This is a genomic window from Chitinilyticum aquatile DSM 21506 (assembly GCF_000430805.1).
GTDB classification, from domain to species: domain Bacteria; phylum Pseudomonadota; class Gammaproteobacteria; order Burkholderiales; family Chitinibacteraceae; genus Chitinilyticum; species Chitinilyticum aquatile.
In genome coordinates this window covers 166,372-185,337 of sequence record NZ_KE387260.1, presented here as the reverse complement: position 1 = coordinate 185,337, position 18,966 = coordinate 166,372, and the positions used below count along the sequence as shown (strand labels likewise).

General features: G+C 61.0%; 15 protein-coding genes. 5 read left to right on the top strand and 10 right to left on the bottom strand.

From position 1 onward, the window contains the following. Positions 1-12: 12 nt before the first annotated feature. Positions 13-909 (bottom strand): Rossmann-like and DUF2520 domain-containing protein, encoded by an 897-nt coding sequence (locus H559_RS20875; protein ID WP_051279674.1) that lies wholly within the window; start codon positions 907-909, stop codon positions 13-15. 4 nt (positions 910-913) lie between these two features. Beyond that, complete coding sequence (locus H559_RS0116335; protein ID WP_028453554.1) at positions 914-1,420, bottom strand: hypothetical protein; 507 nt, start codon at positions 1,418-1,420, stop codon at positions 914-916. Positions 1,421-1,923: 503 nt separating this feature from the next. On the opposite strand from H559_RS0116335, the gene H559_RS0116325 reads away from it, so the two are divergent. Continuing rightward, on the top strand, positions 1,924-4,536 hold the full coding sequence (locus tag H559_RS0116325; protein ID WP_162143347.1) for an autotransporter outer membrane beta-barrel domain-containing protein: 2,613 nt from the start codon (positions 1,924-1,926) through the stop codon (positions 4,534-4,536). Positions 4,537-4,717: 181 nt separating this feature from the next. On the opposite strand, the gene H559_RS0116320 is transcribed toward H559_RS0116325, so the two are convergent. From H559_RS0116320 to H559_RS0116310, 3 genes are all read right to left on the bottom strand, one after another. Further along, positions 4,718-5,227 carry a ClbS/DfsB family four-helix bundle protein gene (locus H559_RS0116320; RefSeq protein ID WP_028453552.1) on the bottom strand — a complete coding sequence of 170 codons (510 nt, stop codon included), beginning with the start codon at positions 5,225-5,227 and terminating at the stop codon, positions 4,718-4,720. A 91-nt stretch (positions 5,228-5,318) separates the two neighbouring features. After that, complete coding sequence (locus H559_RS0116315) at positions 5,319-5,768, bottom strand: hypothetical protein (RefSeq protein WP_028453551.1); 450 nt, start codon at positions 5,766-5,768, stop codon at positions 5,319-5,321. A 25-nt stretch (positions 5,769-5,793) separates the two neighbouring features. Next, complete coding sequence (locus H559_RS0116310) at positions 5,794-6,255, bottom strand: hypothetical protein (protein ID WP_028453550.1); 462 nt, start codon at positions 6,253-6,255, stop codon at positions 5,794-5,796. Positions 6,256-6,464: 209 nt separating this feature from the next. Between H559_RS0116310 and H559_RS0116300 the strand changes: the two genes are divergently transcribed. Beyond that, entirely contained in the window at positions 6,465-6,839 is a 375-nt protein-coding gene (locus H559_RS0116300; protein WP_028453549.1) for a PDZ domain-containing protein, read from the top strand. Positions 6,840-8,115: 1,276 nt separating this feature from the next. On the opposite strand, the gene H559_RS22850 is transcribed toward H559_RS0116300, so the two are convergent. The 5 genes from H559_RS22850 to H559_RS0116280 form a co-directional block, all read right to left on the bottom strand. Continuing rightward, positions 8,116-8,610: a hypothetical protein gene (locus H559_RS22850; protein WP_155845469.1), complete on the bottom strand. Its 495-nt coding sequence runs from the start codon at positions 8,608-8,610 to the stop codon at positions 8,116-8,118. Between the two features lie 89 nt (positions 8,611-8,699). Then, a complete protein-coding gene (locus H559_RS0116295; protein ID WP_028453548.1) occupies positions 8,700-11,519 on the bottom strand; it encodes a valine--tRNA ligase in 2,820 nt (939 codons plus the stop codon). A 203-nt stretch (positions 11,520-11,722) separates the two neighbouring features. Continuing rightward, positions 11,723-13,204, bottom strand: coding sequence for a hypothetical protein (locus tag H559_RS0116290; protein ID WP_028453547.1), 1,482 nt, complete (start codon positions 13,202-13,204; stop codon positions 11,723-11,725). Continuing rightward, positions 13,197-13,637 (bottom strand): DNA polymerase III subunit chi, encoded by a 441-nt coding sequence (locus H559_RS20870; RefSeq protein ID WP_051279672.1) that lies wholly within the window; start codon positions 13,635-13,637, stop codon positions 13,197-13,199. The genes H559_RS0116290 and H559_RS20870 overlap by 8 nt, the downstream gene beginning before the upstream one ends. Before the next feature lie 144 nt (positions 13,638-13,781). Then, on the bottom strand, positions 13,782-15,254 hold the full coding sequence (locus H559_RS0116280) for a leucyl aminopeptidase (RefSeq protein ID WP_028453546.1): 1,473 nt from the start codon (positions 15,252-15,254) through the stop codon (positions 13,782-13,784). Between the two features lie 146 nt (positions 15,255-15,400). Between H559_RS0116280 and lptF the strand changes: the two genes are divergently transcribed. The 3 genes from lptF to galE all read left to right on the top strand — a co-directional run bounded on the left by lptF (position 15,401) and on the right by galE (position 18,823). Beyond that, positions 15,401-16,462 (top strand): LPS export ABC transporter permease LptF, encoded by a 1,062-nt coding sequence (lptF, locus tag H559_RS0116275; RefSeq protein WP_028453545.1) that lies wholly within the window; start codon positions 15,401-15,403, stop codon positions 16,460-16,462. 184 nt (positions 16,463-16,646) lie between these two features. Beyond that, positions 16,647-17,726 carry an LPS export ABC transporter permease LptG gene (lptG, locus tag H559_RS0116270; protein WP_028453544.1) on the top strand — a complete coding sequence of 360 codons (1,080 nt, stop codon included), beginning with the start codon at positions 16,647-16,649 and terminating at the stop codon, positions 17,724-17,726. Positions 17,727-17,809: 83 nt separating this feature from the next. Next, positions 17,810-18,823: a UDP-glucose 4-epimerase GalE gene (gene galE, locus H559_RS0116265; protein WP_028453543.1), complete on the top strand. Its 1,014-nt coding sequence runs from the start codon at positions 17,810-17,812 to the stop codon at positions 18,821-18,823. The last annotated feature ends 143 nt before the right edge of the window (positions 18,824-18,966 follow it).

Here is an 18,966-nt window from a genome sequence, read left to right as displayed (position 1 = left end):
GGTTTGGTGATTTCATGGCCGCGGTGGTACAAGCACTATTCCTGCTGAGGTAGCGGATTGGGATGTCAGCGTGTCGACCATCTGCCTGTAGAGCTGGTCAGTCAGGTGCTGGCGTGCTAGTGGCAAGGTTGCAATTCCCAGCCGGGTATAGCAGGTGGACAGCTGTTCAGTCGAAGCAAGGGCATGAAGGTGGCTCTGTACCGTCCCGGCGTCGCCGCGCACAATCGGCCCGGTAAGCGCCGCCGCCGGGCCCAGCCGGCCAATATTCGCCAGCGTCTGCGTCATCAGTCCGTGCAGCAGCGGCAGTGCTTCTGCTTCATTCATTCCGGCCAGCGCTGCCGTATCGAGGGCGAGCTGGCTAAGCGTCACCAGATAATTCGACGCCACGCACAGCGCCGCGTGATACGCCGCCTTGCCGCCGGGCGCGAGGCAGAAGGGCTCGCCGCCAATTGATCGTACCAGCGCCTCCAGCCGTTCGCAGGCCAGCGCATCGCCCTCCAGCGCGCAGCGCGTGCCGGGAAAGGTCTGTGCGGCGAGCGCCGGATCGGCGAAGGAAAACACCGGGTGCAGGCTGGCCATCTTGGCCCCTTTGGCCTGCAGCGGTGCCAATAGCGCCGCCTCGCCCGCGCCGCTGCAGTGGAACACCACGTCGCCGGGGCGAATCGCGCTGGCGGCCGTCAGCTGCCTGGCCACATCGGCAATGGCACCGTCGGGGACAGCGATCAGCCAGAAATCGGCAGGTGGCAGCGTTGCCAGCGTCCCGATTTCACCCGCGCCGATGAATTCACGCGCGGCCTCGGGCGAAGCTCCGCCGGCGATGCCGAGCAATTGGTAATCGCCGCTGGCGACCAGCAGGCGCGCCAGCGTCTTGCCAAGCCGGCCGGGGCCGATGAGGTTGAAGGTGGGCATGAAATCACCAGACTGGTTTGAATTTGCGACCGTGGATGCGCAGCACCTCGCCCGATGGCGTCGGGTAGCGCACGGCGAGGTAGAAGGCGTGTTTCGGCACCGTGATCGTTCCCTCGCAATACACCTCGTTCTTGCCGCTGACCTTGCAGGGCAGCGCGGCAGCGACGGGGGCCTGCGTTTGCGCATCCAGCAGCAGCACGGCGGCGGGAATGTACTGCTTCTTGTCACGCAGCAGCAGTTCCAGCTTGCGCGGGCCGGAGCGCAGCAGCCTGATCGGCTTTTCCATCACATGCGGCGTGAGGAGGTTGTTGCTCGGGCGGACAAACTCGACGTGCTCGAAGTAGCGCTGCAGCGACAGCGGCACATCACCGGCCGCCATGACGGCGCGTGGTGCATCGATCACCTCGCCACCGGTGGCTGCGGCCGTTTCCAGATAGGCCGGATCGACGCGGGCATGGGCAAGGTTGCAGCCGAACAGGGCTGCCGATAATGTGGCCGCAATGCAATTCACGGATTTCCCGCCTGATTCAAGTGGAGTGCGTGCCGCAGGGCGGCAGGAAAGTAATAGGCATGGGCTGGCAGCTCGGCCTAAAGCCGCGCTGTTGCGCTGGAGCGCAGAAAGTCCTGCTTTGGGGTTTAACTGCGTGCGCCTGCATTGACACCTCCGTATACCAGTATATCTGGCGATGCTTGGTATCCGATTTTGCGGTCAACTTCACATGGCGTTTCCAGCTGGTGCCGATTTCATCGTCAGATTACAGCACGCAAGAACGGATTAACGGAAGACCTTCAGGGGTGGTGGAATTGCTGCGCGGGTATCCGCTCTAGAGCGGGGAAGATGATAGGTTAATTTCTTTCCTTGTTTGTTTGAAATCATTGCAACAAACGTAAGTGTGTGATCTGATGGCCATATGAGTATCCTCGGGTTGCACGCTGATGGCTGGCGCAGCGAAAGGCTGTCTGCAAAGTGATCGGCTGCATCAGATTACAGTCCAGTGCCAAAGAGGCAGATGCATGACAAATTCATTGAATCGCAGTTTCAAGCTGGTGTGGAGCGACCTGCAGCAGGGATGGGTTGCGGTTTCCGAACTGACCAGAACCAGGGGTAAAACAGCCCGCGGGCCAAGAACTGGCATCACTGGATTGGCCTTGCTTGTTGCGATACTTCCCATGTCGGCAAACGCAGTTTCCTCTCTCGAGCAGAGTGCCTCAACAACAATATCGGGGATAACGATTCGGGATGCTCGTGTCGATATTGGTGCAGATGGGCAAGCAATTGACACCGTGGTTGATCCAAATACATTTCTGCCTGCTTATAAAGGCGGGCAAGCTTTGAGGGCTGTCATCCGTGCTGGCGAAACTATGACGGTTTACAAAGGCGACCCTGTTGTTGGAATAACAATTGAGGAGAATGGCACATTATCGATGACTAAGGGAGGTACGGCCCTTGATGTTATCCAAAGTTCCGGCGCAATCATCTATTTTTCTACTGATAGCAATGTTTTCGGTGTCAATTCTTTGGGGAAATTTTCCATCGATGCAAGCACGCATACAGCAAATAGTGTGCTAGTGGAAAAGGGATCTTTGGTTGCGAGTGTAGGGAGTGCCAACGACACGACCATCCTGAAGGAAGGTAAGTTATATGTGTGGGTGAACGGCACGGCGAACCGAAGCACGGTTGGTGGCGAGATATGGCTCGCAGAAGGGGGAACCGCAGTGCAAACGCATGTGACAGAAAGTGGCCGCATGCTACTGATGGACGGAGCGGTGGCCAGATATACCGATGTGGATGGCTTGCTGGATGTATACGACGGCAAGCTCGTTGATACAACCATCAGCACCAAAGGAGGTATTTCATTTCGTTCAGGCGGCGCGATCCTGCTTGAGGGAAAAACGCTTATTTCTGGGAATGTTTACGGGAATGCCTTATACCCCAATCCGAAATTGATCAACAATGGTGATTTGATATTCAGTTATGCCGATGGTCGCGGGCTTGGTGCTGATATTACCGGTACTGGCAGCCTGACACTTGCCGGAGGAGGGGGGCTCACGATAAGTGGTTTGCTGACCTATACCGGCCCAACCATCATCAATGATGGCAGCTGGTTGTCGCTGATCGGTAAAGATACGTCGTTGAAGGGGAAGGTAACCGGCCAGCAGGGCTCCCGACTAAGCCTGGATAGCGGGGCGCAGCTAACCGGGAAAGTCGATACGGTATCACTGGACGTGATGTATTCCGGTTCACGCTGGACGATGACAGACGATTCGACTGTTGATCAGCTGAGGCTTTCTTCCGGTGTCGTCGATTTTCAGGCGCCGACAACGGCTTCATTCATCCCCAAGACATTGACCATGAAATCCCTGCAGGGGGACGGTGCTGCTGTGATTGTTCTCAATGCCGTGCTGGGAAACAGCAGTTCAGCGAGCGACAAACTGGTCATTGATGGAGGAAGAGCGAGTGGCGCAACACAACTAGCCATCCGCAATGCTGGTGGTTTGGGTGATGCAACCACGGGTAATGGCATCAATGTGGTGAAAACACTGAATGGTGCCGTAACCGACCCGGGGGCTTTTTTCCTGGCAAGGCCGGTATTGGCTGGCGCTTATGAATACTCGCTGAACCAGATCGGGCAGGACTGGTATCTCTCCTCTTTCAATAAGGCGGGCCGGCAGTCATACCGTGCTGAAACGTCGCTTGATTCTGCGATGCCATCGCTTGGCCTGCAGTATGGCAACGTCCTGCTTGACAGCTTGCGGGACCGCCTCAATGGCAGCCGAGAGGGCGTGAATGCAGACAGCCGCCTTGCATGGGGGCGCGTGATCGGTGTTCATGCGGAACATGATGGCGCGGCAGGCGGTACAGATGATGCATCGCCCCGTTTCAAGAGCAATATCTCGGCGATTCAGGCCGGTGTAAATGTTACGCAGCACAATAGCGGGGATTATTCCGATCTGGCCGGGGTTTACTTTGCCCTTGGGCAGAACAATGGGCAGGTAGATCACCAAGATGGCGGCCGTGCCGGGTCGGTGAATCTGGATGGCTATTCGCTTGGCGGCTATTGGACCCGCAGCTGGAATAATGGATGGACGCTTGATGGTGCGATCCAGGCAGGCTGGAACAAGATCAAGTCCAACTCGGTGAATGACCTGCATTTCAAAACGGATGGCTGGTCTTGGGGTGGTTCCCTGGAAGCGTTCCGTTCCTATTCGTATGGGGATGGGTTTTCACTCGAGCCGCAATTCCAGCTGACCTATCAGCATCTGAATTTGAAGAGCGGCAATGATTCTTTAGCCGAGATCGGCTTTGAGGATGCGGATAGCCTGCAGGGGAGATTGGGCCTGCGTCTGGCAAAGAACCTCGACACTCGTTCCTTCATGCTTTGGGCGCAACCCAGTCTGGTGCATGAATTCATGGCTGATCCGACGACCCATTTCAGCACACCGACACAGGGGGATGTGAACTTCCATTCAGATTTGAGTGGAACCCGCATCCGTTTGGATGTGGGTGTGGATGGGCAAATCAACCGGGACACTGATTTTTCTGTGTCGCTGAATTATCAAAGCAGCGTATCAGGAAATGATGCATCCGGTTATAGCGGTAAAGTCATGCTGAAGACCCGCTTCTGAGGGGGGGGGCTGGCAATTTGTCGCTGGAGGCTGCAGCGGTGCTCATGACACGGGCGAGGCTGCAGCTGCACTGGGCTGCCGATAATGTGGCCGCAATGCAGTTCACGGATTTGCCACTTCATTCTCTGGCATGCCGTCTGGCGATGCAATGCCGGCACCACCCGCCTACGGGCATTCAGCTTCACAGCCCCTGGGTTTTCATCCACTGCCGCAGTCGGGTGCGGGCATTGGCATACGGTGACGAGGTGTTTAGCTGGATCATCCGGCCGAGCGTGTGCTTGCCATACCAGGGCGTGCCATAGAGCGTGGCATTGCTTTCCCTTTCCACCCGGGCCACGATGCGCGCGTGAGCGTCGTCGAACTGCCGCAGCAGGGCGGGATACGGCAGGTGAGCGTGGTCAGCATAAAATTTCTGCGCCAGCCGCCCGAGTTCGTTCCACTTGTAGCCCGTTTCGGGCAAGTCGGCGTGCAGGCCCTTGTCGCCGGCTTCGCACCATTTCAGTACCAGCAGTTGCCAGCCCAGCAGGTAAGCGACCAGATCGGCTACGCTCATCAGCGTGCCGGCGGCATGACCAGGCAGCGTCGCTTCGCGGGCGCGGGCTGGAGGTACGGTAGCGAGATCAGTGGCCAGCCGCCGGTAATTCAGGAGGATGGCATCCAGCAAAGCCTGTTTGTTATGCGGCACTGCCATGCCGGTTTCTCCTGCGCGTGCCTGTCATGGGGCGACGACGGGCTGGAAAATTGTAGCGCAACTCGTAGTGGTGCCATGTACGGTTCATGGTTCAGGGCATTTCCGGGTGTTCGAGCAATTGCAGCAGCAGGTTGACTTCGGTCCGGAATGCCCGGCACAGGTAGCGCCCCAGCCGGTTTGCGGTATCCGGTGCGATCTCGCAGCGTGCCAGTGGCACGTAAAAATCCAGCCATGCCTCGACCTGCCAGCGCGTTTCAAGCCGGTAAATCTGCAGGCGCGGCATGGCCTTGAGTTCATTGTCCTGCTCCTGCTGCAGGTGGATGATGCCGTCGGCGGTCCGCGCGGCGGCATAGCCGTGCGCCCGGCTCCAGCGCTCCAGCCTTGCACCGAAATCATCGTGCGGCGCGATCAGGAATACGCTGCGTGCCTTGCTGCCGCGCAAGGCCGCGCGCAGGGCAAGCAGCGTTGCCCAGACAATGAGCGGCAGCAGCACGAGAACAATCAGGACATTCAGGAGGGCGAACAGGTCGGTATCGGGCATGGCGGTTTTCCGGTGAATGTCGTGCTCAGGCCAGCAGCGGTGCGCCAAGGGCCTGCAGCAGGCGGTTGAGCTCCAGCCGGCGCTCGTTCAGCATCGCGACGGGAAGAATCTCGACCGAATTGCCCTCCTTGCCGAGCGGATGTCGTACCGCTTCATCCAGCGCCAGTTCGGCCGTGAAAAGGCCGGCGCTCAGGCGGACATACGCTTCCAGCTGCCAGCCACCCCGGACTCGTCGTGCTTCCAGTCGCGCCGCGCCGAACCAGAAGCCATGCCCGCGCTGATAGACGTGCCGCCCGTCGTCACGGTGCTGCAGCGCATAGCCATACCGCCCGCACCAGTCCTCCAGCAGCGGCAGGAAGGCAGCAGTCGGCGGCACCGCGATGCAGGTGCGCGAACGCCGGCGCGATGCGCACCAGGTGCGGCCCGCCAGATTGGCCCAGGCCAGCAGCAGGATGACTGCAAGAACGAAAAGGTAGTGCAGAGACATGGGGGAGCAATGACAGCGGCGATGCGCCCATCTTACCGCCGGGCATCGCCGGCGTTGACGGCGCGCGGCCGGAGCTTGATGCAGCGCATGCCCGCGCCGGAGCAGGCCACAGGCTGGCTACGCTTTTTCACATTTTCTAACAGCTTGCCAGCGGGCTCGCCGCCTAAGCTGCGAGCCATCCTGATTGCTTCCCTGAAGGAGCCCACACGATGCGTCGCCATGCATTCACCCTTGCCCTGATTCTGCTGCTCGGCTTGCCCGGCGTCGGCCTCGCGGCTGAAAATGCCTGGTTCGGCTTTGACGTTTCCGCTGAGACCGAAGGCGTCAACATCCTGAACCCGACCGTGCGTTCGCTGACCATCGAAGGCATCGACCGCGATTCCCCCGCCGCCGCCCGAGGCCTGCAGAAGGGTGACCAGATCATCGAAGTACAGGGCATCCGGGTGGCCGGCAGCAAGGCCAGTGCACTGGAAGACGCGGTGCCCGCCAAGCCCGGCCTGCCGCTGCATCTGAAAATCAGGCGCGGCAGCACCCCGCCCTTTGCCGTCACCCTCATTGGAGTGGCAGAGCCGGGCGGTGGATGATTGCCGGCGGGGGGACGGGGCCGCCCACGCGCTTGGGAGACTCGCTACGGTTAACTCGGCTAGCGACAGGTTTTATGTGCCTGCGGCACGGTGTTTTCATTCCGGTTCCGCCCGGCGGACGGGTTCATTTCTTTTGCCTCGCCAAAAGAAACGAACCAAAGAAAAGGCGAGCCCGGTCCGCCGGCCCTTCGGGCTGCCCTGCGATGCTCGCAAGTCACAGCGCGGGTTCGAAACTCGGGCTTCGCCCTCAAACATCTCACCCGCGAAACCCTGCGGCTTGCTGCGCTTCTCGGCGGCTTCAGGGCGGGGCGTGCTAATTGGCTGTGAGGTGATTCGTTGGGCTGAATGCAATGAAGCCCAGCATGATTGCGACTGTCCTGTTGGATTTTGCTATCGCTCAACCCATCTTACTTCGATAGGTATATAGCTGAAGCCCTTTAAGGTATTTGGCTGTGGGCTTATCACTACATGGGTATGCCGGGATGTGTTTAGCACGCGATGCCCTCGCAGCCGCCGAGAAGCGCAGCGATCAACAGGGTTTCGCGGGTGAGATGTTTGAGCCCGAAGGGCGAGTTTCGAACCCGCGCTGTTGATTGCGAGCATCGCAGGGCACCCCGAAGGGGCGGCGGAGCGGGCTCGGCTTTCGGGTGAAGGGGGCTTTGCCGAGACAAAGCCTCCTTCCCGTGCGCGCGGCGGAACGCGCATGCAAACACCGCGCCGCAGGCGCAGAAAACCTTGCAGGCTTCAGATTGAACGCAGCGGTTTGATGTGATTCATGCGGCGCAATTCGCTTCGCTCATTGACGCCCTACGAGTGCGCCGTACGCGGTGAATGAAATGAAGCCCGACATGATTGCGGCTGTCCTTCTGGGTATATGGTTGCAGCCATTAAAGATATTTGGCTATGGCCTTATCGCTGCATGGGTATGCCGGGATGCATTTAGCACGCGATGCCCTCGCAGCCGCCGAGAAGCACAGCGATCAACAGGGTTTCGCGGGTGAGATGTTTGAGCCCGAAGGGCGAGTTTCGAACCCGCGATGTTGATTGCGAGCATCGCAGGGCAGCCCGAAGGGCCGGCGGACCGGGCTCGGCTTTCGGGTGAAGGGGGCTTTGCCGAGTCAAAGCCTCCTTCCCGTGCGCGCGGCGGAACGCGCATGCAAACACCGCGCCGCAGGCGCAGAAAACCTTGCAGCTTTCAGAATGAAAATATTGTTTGATTTGACTCATTCGGCGCAATGCCTGCGGCAATTGCGCCCTACGGCGCTTGTATGGTCAGTTATAGAGTTGCATCGCCAGGTTTGTTTTTGGCAAGAAATTGTACGAGTTTTTCAATGAATTTCGCTTCTAACTCCGAAAAATGAGCTTCTTCCCCTTTAGGGGTTGAGGCTGCTTTTTTCCGTAATCGATAAAGAAAAACACCCGCACCTAGGGATGTTATGCCACCCCCAATTGCCAGCACCGGTACCCAGACAGGGGTTGATGAGATGATGCCGGCAGACATTAGCATCCCTGTAATTCCTGATGCACCAATTGTGGTACCGAAAATTCCAGGTCCGCCAATTATGGCTGATGCAGCACCAGAAATGAGAGTGGCTCCTGCGCCCAAAGCTGTGCCGCCCAAACCAAGCAAAGTACTAATAGCACTAGTGCTTAAGTAAGTACCAGCTACATATCCGCTGCTTGAAGTTACGATCATTCCCCCCGCAGCATGAGGAACGATTGTTCCTCCGGCAGCAAGTGCTTGTGCGATAAGTAACAATGGAATCGGCATAAACACCTCCTAGTGCACAAGTTTACATACAGGAGTAATTCACTCTCTAATACTACTAAAAAAGCCGCTGTTGCGGCTCTTTTAATCGGTTACTTCAGCTTTTCCAGCTGCGCAGCCAGCTTCGCCAGCTTCTCATTCAACTCCGCCAGCTGCGCGCGGTCTTTTTCGACCAGGTGCGCGGGGGCTTTGTCGGTGTAGCCGGGCTTTTCCAGCTTGGCGAGCAGCTTGTCGCGGGCGTCGGTCGTCTTGCCGATTTCCTTGGTGACACGCGCCGTCTCGGCGGCCTTGTCGACTTCGACCACCAGCATCATGCGCGTGGTCCCGGCGACGGCGACCGGTGCGTCGTCTTCCGGCAGCCTGGCGACGATGTGCACTTCGGACAGCTTGGCCAGTGGCTTCAGGTACGCCACGAACTGCGAAAGCGTCTCGTCACCTTCCAGATACAGCGGCGCTTTCACGGCGGGCGACAGGCCCATTTCGCCACGCAGGTTACGTGCGGCAAAGGCCAGCGACTTCAGCGTGTCCACCGTGGCGTTGGCATCCGCGTCGACCTTCGAGAGATCCGCCACCGGCCACTGCGCGAGCATCAGCGAGTCGGTGTCCTTCTTGCCGGCCAGCGGCGCGACGGTTTGCCACAGCTCTTCGGTAATGAAGGGCATGATCGGGTGAGTCAGACGCAGGATGGTTTCCAGTACGCGGATCAGCGTGCGGCGGGTGGCGCGCTGCTGTGCTTCGCTGCCGGTCTGCGTGCTGACCTTGGCCAGCTCGATGTACCAGTCACAGTACTCGTTCCAGACGAATTCGTAGATCTGCTGCGCGGCGAGGTCGAAGCGGAAGGTGTCCAGCGCGTGGGTGATGTCGGCTTCGGCCTGTTGCAGGCGGCCGATAATCCACTTGTCGGCAAAGCTGTAATCGAGCTCGGCGCCAGCTTCCAGACCGCAGTCCTTGCCTTCGACATTCATCAGCACGAAGCGCGTGGCGTTCCAGATCTTGTTGCAGAAGTTGCGATAGCCCTCGCAGCGCTTGCCGTCGAAGTTGATCGAGCGGCCCAGCGAGGCCAGCGAAGCGAAGGTGAAGCGCAGCGCGTCAACACCATAAGCAGGAATACCGTTGGGGAATTCCTTCTCGGTCTTCTTGGCGACTTGCGGTGCCTTTTCCGGGCGGCGCAGGCCGGTGGTGCGCTTTTCCAGCAGCGGGGCGAGCTCGATGCCGTCGATCAGGTCGACCGGGTCGAGTACGTTGCCCTCGGATTTGGACATCTTGTTGCCTTCCGCATCGCGCACCAGGCCGTGCACGTACACGTGCTTGAACGGCACGGTGTCGCAGAAGTGCGTGGTCATCATGATCATCCGGGCAACCCAGAAGAAGATGATGTCGTAGCCGGTAACCAGTACCGAGGACGGCAGGAAGGCTTTCAGGTCCGGCGTCTGTTCCGGCCAGCCAAGACTGGAGAACGGCACCAGTGCGGAAGAGAACCAGGTGTCGAGCACGTCGTCTTCGCGGCGCAGCGTTTTGCCCGGCGCTTGTGCCTGCGCTTCGGCTTCGTCGCGGCCCACATAGACCTTGCCGTCTTCGTCGTACCACGCCGGAATCTGGTGGCCCCACCACAGCTGGCGGCTGATACACCAGTCCTGGATGTTGTTCAGCCAGGCGTAGTAGGTGTTCACCCAGTCACCCGGAACAAACTCGACCTGGCCGTTCTTCACCACGTCGAGCGCCTTGTCGGTAATGCTGCGGCCGTCCTTGGTCGGCTTGGTCATCGCCACAAACCACTGGTCGGTGAGCAGCGGCTCGATCACCGTGCCGGTGCGGTCGCCGCGCGGCACCATCAGTTTGTGCGGCTTGGTGTCGAGCAGCAGGCCCTGTGCTTCCAGATCGGCCAGCATCGCCTTGCGTGCCTGCGCGGTGGTGAGGCCGGCGTAGGCCGCCGGCAGCGCGAAACCGTCGTGCTGGGTACCGTCGAAGCTGAACACCTGCGCGTTGGCGAGGATGGTCGCCTGCAGGCTCATCACGTTGATCAGTTTGGTATCGTGACGCTTGCCGACCTGATAGTCGTTGAAGTCGTGCGCCGGGGTGATCTTCACAAAGCCGGTGCCGAATTCCTTGTCGACGTATTCATCGGCAATCACCGGAATCTGGCGGCCGGTCAGCGGCAATTCGACTTGCTTGCCCAGCAGATGCTGATAACGCTCGTCGTCCGGCGCGATGGCGACGGCCACGTCACCCAGCAGCGTTTCCGGACGGGTGGTGGCCACAGTAATGAATTCGTCCGAACCGACCACGGGGTACTTGATGTGCCACATGCTGCCGTTTTCTTCCTCGGAGATCACTTCGAGGTCGGAGATGGCGGTGCCGAGCTTGGCATCCCAGTTCGACAGGCGCTTGCCGCGGTAGATCAGCCCGTCGTTGTACAGGCGCACGAAGGCTTCGACCACCGCCTTGGACATCTTGTCGTCCATGGTGAAGTATTCACGGCGCCAGTCCACCGAGGCACCCATGCGGCGCATCTGGCGGGTGATGGTGTCGCCCGATTCCTTCTTCCATTCCCAGACCTTTTCCAGGAAGGCCGGGCGACCCATGCTGTGGCGCTCCTGGCCGGCGGCGGCCAGCTGGCGCTCGACGACGATCTGCGTGGCGATGCCGGCGTGGTCGGTGCCCGGCAGCCACAGCGTGTTGTCGCCCTTCATGCGGTGATAGCGTGTCAGGCCGTCCATGATGGTCTGGTTGAAGGCATGGCCCATGTGCAGCGTGCCGGTGACGTTCGGCGGCGGCAGCTGGATGCAGAAGGACGGTGCATCCATGTCCATGCTGGGCGAGAAGTAGTTCGCGCCTTCCCAGCGCGGGTACCAGTTGCGCTCGATGTCGGCAGGTTCGAAGGATTTGGCGAGGTTGTCGAGGGCTGTGCTCATGGGCTCAAGTCGCGGAAATGGCAAAATAACCGCAGATTATAGCGTGTGAGGCTGGCAGCCGGAGCGATCAGGCGCGAGTTATTGATACATGGTTGTGTATGCGCCTGCAGCCCTTTCAAGGAAAAGGTTGCGTGGATATACGTGGCAAATCACGACCTGCCTGGCCGGCGCTTGCAGGGCCGAATCCATGCAATTCTTCGATTTTATTCTTCGCCGAGCAGGCCGCGATCCTTCAGTTCGCCCTGCACCAGCGCGACGATGCGCTCGCCGATTTTGGCTTCCAGCTCGTTGCAGACTGCGTCGGTAAGCTGGCGCAGCGTGTCGCCATAGAGCGAGCTCATCAGCTTGGCGAAGTGCTGGCGCGTGAGCTGCTCGACCTCGGCCGTGATTTCGACGGCGAGGTGCGCGCCGACCATGGCGGAAATGTCCTGCACGTCGGCGTCGCTGAGGCGCACCGGCTCGTTTGGTGCTGGCGGTGGCATGTCATCCAGATGCGGTTCGCCGAACAGCGCCTGCAAATCTTCCTCTTCCGGGCCGGGCTCGATGCTCAGGATGTCGCCGCTTTCCGGGTCTTCCCAGATCAGCATGGCCGGCAGGTCGGCCTCCCTCGGAGCGTGCGGCGGTGGCGTGATCCGCTGGGCGGCCAGTTCCAGCATGGCGTCGTCAGCCGGTGGCGTTTCCGCCGGCGTATTCAGCGCCCAGTAGGCCGGGTCGAGCTGGCTGGCTGCGGCGGCGGTGGCGGCCGGCGCATGCATGGCGGGAAAACCGCTGCCGGATGTTGCATCCGCCGGCGTGGCAAGGTCGATGGCGGGTTCGTCCTGCAGGTCCGGTGTGCCGAGCGACCAGTAGCCTTCGTCCAGCACTTCATGCTCGTGCGGCAGATCGGGGAAGGCTGGCGTGACGGGCGGAGCCGCTTCGGGGATGGCCTCGATCAGCGGTGCGGGCGGCGGCGTGATGTCTTCTTCGGCCACCGCTGCGCGGCCTGCACCGGGCGGGAAGGCGTCAATGCTGATTACTTCTTCGGGTATGTTGCTAAAGCTTTCGTTTTTGTTGGGCTCTAGTGGAATACCCCATGAGTCAATGGCGAGCTCATCGCTGGCTGGTGCTGTTGCGACCGGCTCGGGCTGGGACATCAGCTCAAGGTCGAAGGCCAGCGTGATGTCGTGCGGCTCTTCGATGGCTGGTGGTTCCTGCGCGACAGGAGTTGTCACGACGGGGCTGCTCAGTGCATCCAGATCAAGCAGCGGCAGGTCCATGAACAGCGCGGCACCGGTGGCTGGCGGTACGGGAGCTGGGCTGTTCTCGGCTGCCGGCTCGGCCGCTTCGGCCTCGTCGGCGTCCAGCACCGGTGGCGGAGGCGGGCGCAGGAATTCCTCCGGGTCGAACATCAGCCCGCCCGGCGGCAGTGCCGGTTGGGCGGCTGGTGCTGGCCTGCTGGCAGCGGGCTGTGGCGGGATGGTTTCAAGCGGGTCGAACATCAGGCCGCTGTCGGGGCCGCGGCTATCCAGAGTCAGCACCGGCAGCGGCACTTCGTCCTGCAGCACCGGGATTTCCGGGGCGATGGTTTCCTGTGTGAGGACGGGGATGTCGTCCTCCTGTTTCGCACTGCCGCCGCGATGACGCGCCATCAGGGCGTTCATCTTGTTGAAAAGCGGGTTGATGCTGTCGTCTTTTTGCTCAGCCACGGTGCGATGGCTCCTGCAGGTCGATGGCGCGCGGGGTGAGTCCGGCGCTCTTGTAATCCATCCAGCGCGCCCGTGCGCGGATGCGCTCGTCATCATCACGGTCGACGATTTCGATCAGGCGCTCGCACCCTGCCGGCGGCGTGATGGCTGCGCCGCTCCAGTTGAAGACCACCGGATTGGCCGGCAGCAGTGCCGCGCGGTGGTCGACGATGACGGGAGTATCAGCCGCGCGCGGATCGTCGGCCGCACAGTGCGGCAGGAAACCGGTCTGGGGAACGCTCCAGAGCAGACGGTCGAGCTCGTGCGCGTCGTGCTGGCTGGCGGCCAGCACGCTGATGCGCAGATTCTGCGCCAGCGCCTTGCCGACGAGCTGGCACAGGGCCGTCTCGCGGCTGCGGACGTTGAAGTAAAAGCTCAGGTCGACCGTCGTCATGCTTACCTGGTTGCGGCGGATTGATCGGGGGCACCACCCGGCGTGCCGGGCGGTTGTGCCAGTGTAACGGCAAAATGGGGCGCTGCGGGTTCCGGCTGGCTGCCTGGCGAAGCCGTACAGGCGGTGGGCGGCCCCGCAGTGCGCTTACTTGCTGCCGTACTGACGCAGGTAGCTGACCAGCAGCGGCACCGGCCGGCCGGTGGCGCCCTTGGCCGCGCCGGATTTCCATGCCGTGCCGGCAATGTCCAGATGCGCCCAGCGGTAGTCTTTCGCGAAACGCGACAGGAAGCAGGCGGCGGTGATCGAGCCGGCCGGGCGGCCGCCGATATTGGCCATGTCCGCGAAATTGGATTTCAGCTGTTCCTGGTAGTCATCCCACAGCGGCATGCGCCAGGCCTTGTCGTCCGCTGCCTTTGCTGCGGCAAGCAGTTCGTCCGCAAGTGCGTCGTCGTTGGCAAAGAGGCCGCTTGCCACACTGCCCAGCGCGATGACGCAGGCGCCGGTGAGCGTGGCGATGTCGATGACGACTTCCGGCTTGTACTTGCCGACAAAGGTCAGCGCGTCGCAGAGGATGAGGCGGCCTTCGGCATCGGTATTGAGGATTTCGATGGTCTGGCCGGACATGCTGGTGACCACGTCGCCGGGTTTGCTGGCGTTGCCGGCCGGCATGTTTTCGCAGGCGGCAATCACGCCGACCAGATTAACCGGCAGGCCCAGCTCGGCGACTGCACGGAAGACGCCCAGCACGGTGGCGGCACCGCACATGTCGTACTTCATTTCATCCATGGCTTCGCCCGGTTTGAGCGAAATGCCGCCGGAATCGAAGGTGATGCCCTTGCCCACGAGAGCCACTGGCTTGTGCGATTTCTTGCCGCCCTTGTAGTTCAGCACGATCAGCTTGGGTGCTTCGCTGGAGCCTTTGGCTACACCAAGGAAGGACCCCATGCCGAGTTTTTCCAGCTCGGCCTGCTCCAGCACTTCGCAGTCAAAACGCAGCTCCCTGGCCAGCTCGCGGGCCGTGTCCGCCAGATAGGACGGGGTGCAGATATTGCCGGGGGTGTCGCCCAGTTCGCGGGTGAGATTGATGCCGTGGCCCAGGGCCAGCCCGGCCGCCAGTCCCTGCTCGATGGCGGCGCCTTCGCTCTTCTTGGCGTGGCTGAGGTGGATGTGGCCGAGTTTTCTGGCCGCTTCTTTTTCGGATTTCCAGTTACCGGCGCGGTACTGTTCGGTTTTCAGTGCCTGCACGAAGGCCTGCGCCTGCGCTTGGAAGTCCGCTTTTTTCGGTGCTGCATGGGCGAGGTAACTCGTCGCGGATGCCGGATCGGCTGCGGCCAGCGCCCTGGCTGCGGCACGGCTGGCGGTCAGCAGGTCCTCTTCGGTTTCGCCGGTCTGGACCAGCAGGGCTTTTCTGGCAGGCAGTGCACCGGCCAGCAGCAGCAGGGCAGTGCTGCCCGGCTTGGCGGCAACGTCGCCCGCGGCGACCAGTTCGCTTAGGCGTCCGCCGAGGGCGGTGTCGAGTTCCTGGGTGATCGCGGGCAGGGTCGTGCCGCAGACCGGCAGGATGAGGCAATCGCTACCGTCCACCACGGGACTGAGCTGTTTTATGGTAAATTCCACGGCGAACTCCTGATCGGATGCTAAGCAGTAATATGGCGGCTGGCCCCGGCCAGCCGGTAGCGGATGCGCCGGCAAGCGCCGGTTGCGGCTCGCGCCTGTCGCTGGATTATCGTCCCTCCCTTTTTCCAAAGTCAAAAACGGACTGCATGCTTTTTCGCAAACGCCTTGTAAACGAAATGGTCTGGGTCGCGCTGGGGCTGTTCATCGTCCTGCTGCTGATCGTGCTGACCACGCAGATCGTGCGCCTGCTGGGCGAGGCGGCGGTCGGCGCACTGGCCTCCAGTGCCGTCTGGGTGGTAATGGGCTTTGCGGCCGTGCGCTATCTGCCCGTGCTGCTGTCGCTGATGCTGTTCGTGAGCATCCTTGCCGTCATGACACGGCTGTGGAAAGACCATGAAATGGTGGTCTGGTTTGCCTGTGGCCGCTCGGTTGCCGATTTCATCCGTCCGGTGCTCGGTTTTGCCGTTCCCGTGGTGCTGCTGATTGGCAGCATGTCGCTTTTCGTTTCTCCCTGGGCCTCGCAGAAAAACCGCGAATTCCGCGAAGCCGCGCTGGCCAAGCAGGACATGACGCAATTGTCGCCGGGGGTCTTTCGCGAGGCCGGCAGCGCTGACCGCGTGTATTTCGTCGAGAATTTTTCGGGCATGGCGCAGGCCGGCAACAATGTCTTCATGCAGATTCGGCGTGGTGACAAGCTCAGCTTCATTCTGGCCGAGCGGGGCGGGCTTTATCTTGACGAGCAAGGCGACCGCTGGGTATGGCTCAAGGGGGCGCATGCTTACGAGGCCGTGCCGGGGACGCTGAATTACGATCTGCTGCAGATGGAAAGCGGCCGTGTGCGCATCGAAGACCCGGCTCGTCCGGCGGTCAGCCCGGCCAACCAGGCGCAGCCGACGCGGGCGCTGCTGGGCAGCAAGATTCCCGAGCAGCAGGCCGAACTGCATTGGCGGCTGGCACTGCCGATCGCCTCGCTGATTCTGGCGCTGGCAGCGATTCCGCTGGCATTTTTCAATGCGCGAGGCGGGCGCATGATGAACATCCTGTTTGCCGGCGTACTGGCTTTCCTTTACTACAACTGCATGAACATCGCCCAGTCCTGGCTGGCGTCCGGCAAGATTCCGGGCTGGGTGGGCATGTGGCCACTGCATCTGCTGGCTGCCGGGCTTACTGTCTGGCTGTACTGGTGGCGTTCACGGCTGCGGAGATAAAGCACATGATCCCGGATAATCCATTAGGCGGTCCTGCGAACCTGCGCGCGTGCTGGCGGGCGCTTCGCGGCGTCTTGACGCCCGTGCTTCGCGCCCGTAGGCCGGGCTATGGGCTTGTCGCCCGTGCATCAATCCACTCGCGCATCACCTTCCCATCATCGCGCGCCCTGATGGATTACCCGGGATGATGCGTCTTGCCTGGTATCTGACCCGAGAGGTTGCCACCTATATTTTTGCCGCGCTGATGGTGCTGTTGTCGCTGTTCGTCTTTTTCGACCTGATTGGCGAACTGGGCAATATCGGCAAGGGCGGCTACAGCTTCGCCGCCGCTACCTGGTATGTGCTGCTGGAAGCGCCGGCACACGTGTACGAGCTGCTGCCGGTGTCGGTGCTGATCGGCGCCGTGTTTGCGCTTTCGACGCTGGCCGGCAATTCCGAAATCGTCGTGATGCGTGCAGCCGGTGTGTCGCTGGCACAGTTTGCGCGCTGGCTGGCGCTCGTCGGCCTCATCTTTGCGCTGCTGACCGTACTGATCGGCGAAGTGCTGGCGCCGGCGGCCACCGCCGAGGCCAACCGCCACCGCATGAAGGCGACCAAATCGGTGCTGGCCGGCAACTTCCGCTCCGGCATCTGGGTGAAGGATGGCGGGCAGATCGTCAATATCGCTGCCATGCTGCCGGATCTGTCGCTGCGGGATGTCCGCATTCTCTACCTTGGTCGTGGCACGACGCTGGATCGTCTGCTGGAAGCGCGTGCAGCACAGTATGGCGGTGACGGCACATGGAAGCTGTCTGACGTGCGTGAAACGCAGTTCCTGCCCGATCAGGCCGGTACGACGCTGAAAACCATGCCGGGTGCCGTCTGGAAATCCGAAGTGTCGCCCGACATGCTGGCCGTGCTGATGGTCAAGCCCAACGACATGTCGGTGATGGCATTGATGCGCTATCTCGATCACCTGGATCAGAACAAACAGCGCACGCAGCGCTATGATCTGGCGCTGTGGAGCAAGATTTTCTATCCGCTGGCCTGCATTTCGATGATCCTGATCGCGCTGCCATTCGCGCTGCTGCAACGGCGCAGCAGCAATGTTGGCGTACGGATTTTCCTCGGTATTCTGCTGGGGGTCGGTTTCAACTTCCTGAACCGGGTGGTGATGCATGTGGGTGACCTGTATTCATTACCACCGATGCTGATTACTCTTTTGCCCTCGGCGGTCCTGTTCGGGCTGGCAGGATGGATGCTGTGGCGCGTGGAACGCGCCTGAGTCAGATCAGGGCGCGCGTAGAGGGCGCCTGAATTGGATTGGATTGCGCGTAGAGCGCACCTGATTGTTAAGGATACGCTGCAATGTATGTGCTGCTGACCGGCGGTGCCGGTTACATAGGTTCGCATACCTATCTGGAATTGTGTGCGGCAGGGTTTACCCCCGTCATTTTTGACAACTTCAGCAATGCGAAGCCCGAAGTGCTGCGCCGGCTGGAAGACCTTTCCGGCAAACCGGTGGCCTGCATCGAAGGGGACGTGCGCGACCGCGCGGCGCTGGATGCTGCGTTTGCCGCCTACCCGTTTCGCGCCGTAGTGCATTTTGCCGGGCTGAAGGCCGTGGGCGAGTCGGTTGCCATGCCGCTGATGTACTACGACAACAATGTTGTCGGCACCGTCCGGCTGCTGGAAGCCATGGCGGCGGCGAATGTCACGCAACTGGTGTTTTCCAGCAGTGCTACCGTCTATGGCGATCCGGCCAGCGTGCCGATCCGCGAAGATTTCCCGCTGTCTGCGACCAATCCCTATGGCCGCTCGAAGTTGATGATCGAAGACATGCTGCGCGACTTCATGAACGTGAATCCGGGCTGGGATGTGGCGCTGCTGCGCTATTTCAATCCGGTTGGCGCACACCCGTCCGGTCGAATCGGCGAAGATCCACAGGGAATTCCGAATAACCTGATGCCCTTTGTGACGCAGGTAGCCGTTGGCAAGCGTGCGCAGCTGTCGGTATTCGGCGGCGATTACCCGACGCACGACGGCACCGGCGTGCGCGACTATATCCATGTGGTCGATCTGGCGCGCGGGCATGCCAAGGCCCTGCAGAAGCTGCAGCAGCACCCGGGCCTCCTGACCGTGAATCTGGGGACCGGTGTGGGTTATTCGGTGCTCGACATGGTCAGGGCATTTGAAAAGGCATCCGGGCGACCCATTCCCTACCAGATCGTCGATCGCCGCCCCGGTGATGTGGCCGCCTGTTACGCCGACCCGGCTTCGGCGCGCGAGCAGCTTGGCTGGGCGGCAGAAAAGACACTGGACGACATGTGCGCCGATTCCTGGCGCTGGCAAAGCGGCAATCCGGACGGCTACGCCGGCTGAAACCCGTTACACGTGCAGCAATGCCCCGGCGTACAATCCGGGGCATTGTCGTCTGTGCCTCCTTGCCAGGGTGTTGAACCACACTCGGCGCAGCCGGTAGACCCCATGTAAAGCAAAGAAACAGGCCTCTGGCTTTACGGTTC

What these genes read in the sequence shown, in the direction of transcription:
- H559_RS0116315 (WP_028453551.1), bottom strand. Translation starts at nt 5,768, where the DNA reads ATGCCCGATACCGACCTGTTCGCCCTCCTGAATGTCCTGATTGTTCTC.
- lptF (WP_028453545.1), top strand. Translation starts at nt 15,401, where the DNA reads ATGCTTTTTCGCAAACGCCTTGTAAACGAAATGGTCTGGGTCGCGCTG.
- lptG (WP_028453544.1), top strand. Translation starts at nt 16,647, where the DNA reads ATGATGCGTCTTGCCTGGTATCTGACCCGAGAGGTTGCCACCTATATT.
- H559_RS0116300 (WP_028453549.1), top strand. Translation starts at nt 6,465, where the DNA reads ATGCGTCGCCATGCATTCACCCTTGCCCTGATTCTGCTGCTCGGCTTG.
- H559_RS0116295 (WP_028453548.1), bottom strand. Translation starts at nt 11,519, where the DNA reads ATGAGCACAGCCCTCGACAACCTCGCCAAATCCTTCGAACCTGCCGAC.
- H559_RS0116325 (WP_162143347.1), top strand. Translation starts at nt 1,924, where the DNA reads ATGACAAATTCATTGAATCGCAGTTTCAAGCTGGTGTGGAGCGACCTG.
- H559_RS20870 (WP_051279672.1), bottom strand. Translation starts at nt 13,637, where the DNA reads ATGACGACGGTCGACCTGAGCTTTTACTTCAACGTCCGCAGCCGCGAG.
- H559_RS20875 (WP_051279674.1), bottom strand. Translation starts at nt 909, where the DNA reads ATGCCCACCTTCAACCTCATCGGCCCCGGCCGGCTTGGCAAGACGCTG.
- H559_RS22850 (WP_155845469.1), bottom strand. Translation starts at nt 8,610, where the DNA reads ATGCCGATTCCATTGTTACTTATCGCACAAGCACTTGCTGCCGGAGGA.
- galE (WP_028453543.1), top strand. Translation starts at nt 17,810, where the DNA reads ATGTATGTGCTGCTGACCGGCGGTGCCGGTTACATAGGTTCGCATACC.
- H559_RS0116310 (WP_028453550.1), bottom strand. Translation starts at nt 6,255, where the DNA reads ATGTCTCTGCACTACCTTTTCGTTCTTGCAGTCATCCTGCTGCTGGCC.
- H559_RS0116320 (WP_028453552.1), bottom strand. Translation starts at nt 5,227, where the DNA reads ATGGCAGTGCCGCATAACAAACAGGCTTTGCTGGATGCCATCCTCCTG.